Consider the following 4,762-nt stretch of genomic DNA (forward strand, 5'->3'; position numbering starts at 1 on the left):
TGGCGCCGCCGGCGAAGAGGGCGAGGCCGCCGCCGGCCAGGGCGAGGGCGGTGGCACCGGCCGCGACGGCCGGGAGGGGGCTGCGCCGGCGCTTGTGCGAAGGCTGGTTCAGCGTACGGGCCATGGGGTGACGCTCCTGGGGGAGGAGCGGCCGCCGCGGTGGGGGGCGCGGCGGCCGCGTGTGGGGGAGGGGAGGTCCGAAGTGAGCCTGCGGGGCGGAGGAGGAGGATCGTTCCGTCCCGGATCAAAAGCTGGACTAGACCATTGCTGGCCGTCAAGCACCGGAAGAACGGCTTACGGTTCCGTTAAGGATTCGGAGACCGTTCCGTGTCCCCGCCCCGGGGGCCCGGAACGACCCCGCCGCCCGCCCGGAGGGCCCCCGACACGCCGGTCGCGACAGACTTCGTACAGGACCGTGACCAGACCGCTACCTGCGGCTTTACCGTGCACCTGCGTGCCGGAGTAGGCTGCGCCGGGGGCGGTGACGCACCAGTTGCAACGAGCACGGAGGGGCCGGGAAACATGGGTCTGCGCGATGTCGCCGAACGGACGCCGGGGCTTCGCACCCTGCTCAGCGGGATGTACGGGCTCTACGGCCGGCGGGTCGAGGTCCACCTCGCGAGCACCCCGCGCCACATCGGCGTGATCCTGGACGGCAACCGCCGCTGGGCCAAGGCGGCCGGCGGCTCCACCGCGTACGGCCACCAGCGCGGCGCCGACAAGATCAGCGAGTTCCTCGGCTGGTGCGACGAGACCCACGTCAAGGTCGTCACCCTCTGGATGCTCTCCACCGACAACCTGGACCGCCCGGCCGACGAGCTCGTCCCGCTGCTCGGCATCATCGAGGACGCCGTCACCGGCCTGGCCGCCGCACGCCGCTGGCGGGTCAACCCGGTCGGGGCGCTGGACCTGCTGCCGCAGCACACCGCCGACGTGCTCAAGCGGGCCGCCGACCAGACCGCCGAGATCGACGGCATCACGGTCAACGTCGCGGTCGGCTACGGCGGCCGGCACGAGATCGCCGACGCCGTCCGCTCGCTGCTCCAGGAGCAGGCCGGCCGCGGCACCTCGATCGAGGAACTGGCCGAGATCCTGACCGTCGAGCACATCTCCGAGCACCTGTACACCCGCAACCAGCCCGACCCCGACCTGATCATCCGCACCTCGGGCGAGCAGCGGCTGTCCGGCTTCCTGCTCTGGCAGAGCGCGCACAGCGAGTTCTACTTCTGCGAGGCGTACTGGCCGGCCTTCCGCAAGGTCGACTTCCTGCGCGCGCTGCGCGCGTACGAGCAGCGCCACCGGCGGATGGGACTGTAGCTCCGGGCCGGCGGCCCCCGGCCCCGGCCGCCCGGAGGAAATGACCGCCGTAGGCCTGGCCTACCCGGCGCCTGCGCGAGGCCAAACGTTCACCGGCAATGATCCGTCAGTTCGCCGGGCACGCGAATGCACCGTTCCCCGCCTGGGAATACTCCAGTCAGTCCGGCCCCGAGGCCACAGGGGCAGCGGGGGCCGGCTTGCCGCGGATGACGCAGGGTCATCCGCTCTGGAGGCCTAGTGGTCAGTTCCAAGAGCCGCCGGACACCAGACCGGCGCACGTACGTTCTCGACACCAGCGTGCTCCTGGCGGACCCGCTCGCCATGACCCGCTTCGAGGAGCACGAGGTCGTCCTCCCGGTGGTGGTCGTCACCGAGTTGGAGGACAAGCGGCACCACCCGGAGCTGGGCTACTTCGCCCGCCAGGCGCTGCGGCTGCTCGACGACTACCGCATCCGCCACGGCCGGCTCGACGAGCCGATCCCGGTCGGCGAGCTCGGCGGCACCATCCGGGTCGAGCTCAACCACTCCGACGTGTCGATACTGCCGGTCGGCTACCGGGCCGGCGGCGGTGAGGCGGACACCCGGATCCTCGCGGTCGCCCGCAACCTCCAGGCCGAGGGCTACGACGTCACCGTCGTGTCCAAGGACCTGCCGCTGCGGATCAAGGCCAGCTCGGTGGGCCTGCTCGCCGAGGAGTACCGGGCCGAGCTCGCGATCACCTCGGGCTGGACGGGCATGTCCGAGCTGCACGTCCCGGCCGACCAGGTGGACGCGCTGTTCTCGGCCGGCCACGAGGCCGGGGTGGACGTCGACGGGGCCACCGAACTGCCCGTCCACACCGGACTGGTGCTCACCTCGGAGCGCGGCCGGGCGCTCGGCCGGGTCACCGGCGACGGCCGGGTGCGGCTGGTGCGCGGCGAGCGCGAGGCGTTCGGGCTGCGCGGGCGCAGCGCCGAGCAGCGGGTGGCGCTGGACCTGCTGCTCGACCCGGAGATCGGCATCGTCTCGATGGGCGGTCGGGCCGGCACCGGGAAGTCGGCGCTGGCGCTGTGCGCGGGGCTGGAAGCGGTGCTGGAGCGGGGGCAGCACCGCAAGGTGATGGTCTTCCGGCCGCTGTACGCGGTCGGCGGGCAGGAGCTGGGCTACCTGCCCGGCACCGAGGCGGAGAAGATGGGCCCCTGGGCGCAGGCGGTCTTCGACACCCTCTCCGCCGTCACCACCCCGGACGTGATCGAGGAGGTCATCTCCCGCGGGATGCTGGAGGTGCTGCCGCTGACCCACATCCGGGGGCGCTCGCTGCACGACGCGTTCGTGATCGTGGACGAGGCGCAGTCGCTGGAGCGGAACGTCCTGCTGACGGTGCTGTCCCGGATCGGCCAGGGTTCGCGGGTGGTGCTCACCCACGACGTGGCGCAGCGGGACAACCTCCGGGTGGGCCGCTACGACGGTGTGGTGGCGGTGGTGGAGAAGTTGAAGGGCCATCCGCTCTTCGCCCACATCACGCTCACCCGCTCGGAGCGTTCGCCGATCGCGGCGCTGGTCACGGAGATGCTGGAGGACATCCACCCGTGATCCGCCCCAGATAGGGGCATAGTCGGACAATACGGTCAACTGGTGGCCTGGAGCCCGCTCCTGACGGAGCGGGCTCCATCCGGTTCATCACATCGAGTGCTTTCCGTCCAGGGAACTGCCGTGCGGTGAATGTGACATGCGCCACGCGGGCGGGAATTGCGTCGGCAGTGCCCGGTGCGGCATGGTGAGGGTTCTGTCAGGCCCCGCGTACGGCGCGGCAGGGCTCCCGGACTCCGGGAGTCAGGCCCCGGAAGGTCCACCAACTCCGGTCGGTGGACACACAATTGAAGACCGTTGAGCTGTACGCCGCCCGATTCCAACGCCCGGTCGCCTCACCTCGGCCGGACGCCGGGCCAGCACCTCCCGTGACCAGAGCACCGTGCGGAGGTCCGTGTCAAGGGGCATGTTGCGCCCGTACGGTCACACGTGGGCGATGCTGGAAGGAATCCATGTGACTCGGATCTCGGTCCGGGGAGTTGCTGTGGCCTCCGCCACCGCCGTCACCGCTGTCGGTGCCGTCGTGGGCATGGCCTCGGGCAGCGAGGGCAAGACGACGCAGACGGTCGACGTCGCCGGCGCGACCCTGCTTGCCGAAGTCCCCTCTGGCGCCCAGGCGCAGACCATCAGTGACAACATCGGCCAGCAGGCATCCGCCCAGCAGGCCTCCGCCGACGCCGCCGCCAAGGCTGCCGCGGAGCAGAAGGCCGCCGAGGAGGCCGCGCGCCAGAAGGCCGCCGCGGACGCCCAGGCGAAGGCCGACGCCCAGGCGAAGGCCGACGCGGACAAGGCGGCCAAGGCCGCCGACGACGCGCGCAAGGCCGCCGACGCCGCCGCCAACCGCTCCAAGGCCCGCTCGGCGATGACCGCGGTCGAGGACAGCGCGCCGCCCGTCTCGGTCAGCCCCGGCTCGGTCCAGGACCTGGCCCGGCAGATCGTCGGCAACGACGCGCAGTTCCAGTGCTTCAGCCAGATCGTGAAGCGCGAGAGCGGCTGGGACTACACCGCGACCAACAAGAGCTCCGGCGCGTACGGTCTGGTCCAGGCGCTGCCCGGCACCAAGATGGCCTCGGCCGGTGCCGACTGGCGCACCAACCCGGCCACCCAGATCAAGTGGGGCGTCAGCTACATGAACAGCCGCTACGGCAGCCCCTGTGGCGCGTGGTCGTTCTGGCAGTCCCACAACTGGTACTAGGAACGGCTGCCGCCTCGGCGGCGCGGTTCCGCACGGCCCCCGGCCGCTCGTCCGTCCAGGACGCGCAGCCGGGGGCCGTGACGTTCTTTGGCCCGGGCGTTCTCCGGCCCGGGACGAGGCGGCGGACCGCGCCGCCCGGGCTGCGCTGACCAGTGCGCCCTCAGGCGGTGCGGTCCCGGTTGCGGACGCGGGGCGCGGGAAGGGGTCCTGGTTGCTCCCCGTACCGGCCGGTCCGCCGGCAGTTGGCCGTGGGGCGACCTCGGCGGTTCGGCTCCGGGGTCTCGTCCCGACTCCTCCCCAGCGAAGCATGTCCGAAACCAGATGGAACCTGGCGTTTTGTCCGGTTCATCGGGATGGGAGGTTCGAGTCGAACGGACCGGCGGTCGGACTGGCCGAGCCCTCGCCGGGTAGCGTCATCCCTGACGGCCGCGGCAGGACCCGCGGCGTACCGCCGGGCACGGCGGGTTCGGCAGGGGAGCGGTGGTAGCGAGGATGGCGCGGGGCGGAAAGGCCTTCAAGGCCGTGGCCAAGGGCATGGCCGTGGTGGCGAGCGCGGCCGCCGTGATCGAACGGCGCCGGCGTGCCGCGATGGCGGCCGACCCCGACGAGCCGGCCCTCCCGGCGCCGGCCGTCGGGCACGTGCCGGCGCTTGTGGACGGGGGTGTCCCGGCGCTCGACGAG

4 protein-coding genes are annotated in these 4,762 nt (G+C 72.2%); all 4 read left to right on the top strand.

Going from position 1 to position 4,762, the window contains the following annotated elements:
• The first annotated feature begins 522 nt into the window (after window positions 1–522).
• Entirely contained in the window at window positions 523–1,317 is a 795-nt protein-coding gene (locus KS423_RS38740; RefSeq protein WP_308020298.1) for an isoprenyl transferase, read from the top strand.
• Between the two features lie 237 nt (window positions 1,318–1,554).
• A complete protein-coding gene (locus tag KS423_RS38745) occupies window positions 1,555–2,889 on the top strand; it encodes a PhoH family protein (RefSeq protein ID WP_224284425.1) in 1,335 nt (444 codons plus the stop codon).
• 451 nt (window positions 2,890–3,340) lie between these two features.
• Complete coding sequence (locus tag KS423_RS38750) at window positions 3,341–4,081, top strand: transglycosylase SLT domain-containing protein (RefSeq protein ID WP_224284426.1); 741 nt, start codon at window positions 3,341–3,343, stop codon at window positions 4,079–4,081.
• 492 nt (window positions 4,082–4,573) lie between these two features.
• Window positions 4,574–4,762 (top strand): hypothetical protein (locus KS423_RS38755; protein WP_224284427.1); only part of this gene is annotated, 189 nt, incomplete at its 3' end.

This window comes from Streptomyces sp. LS1784, assembly GCF_020103755.1.
Classification (GTDB): Bacteria; Actinomycetota; Actinomycetes; order Streptomycetales; family Streptomycetaceae; genus Kitasatospora.

Coding starts and splice junctions, on each gene's coding strand:
- KS423_RS38740 (WP_308020298.1), top strand. CDS start 523: ATGGGTCTGCGCGATGTCGCCGAACGGACGCCGGGGCTTCGCACCCTG.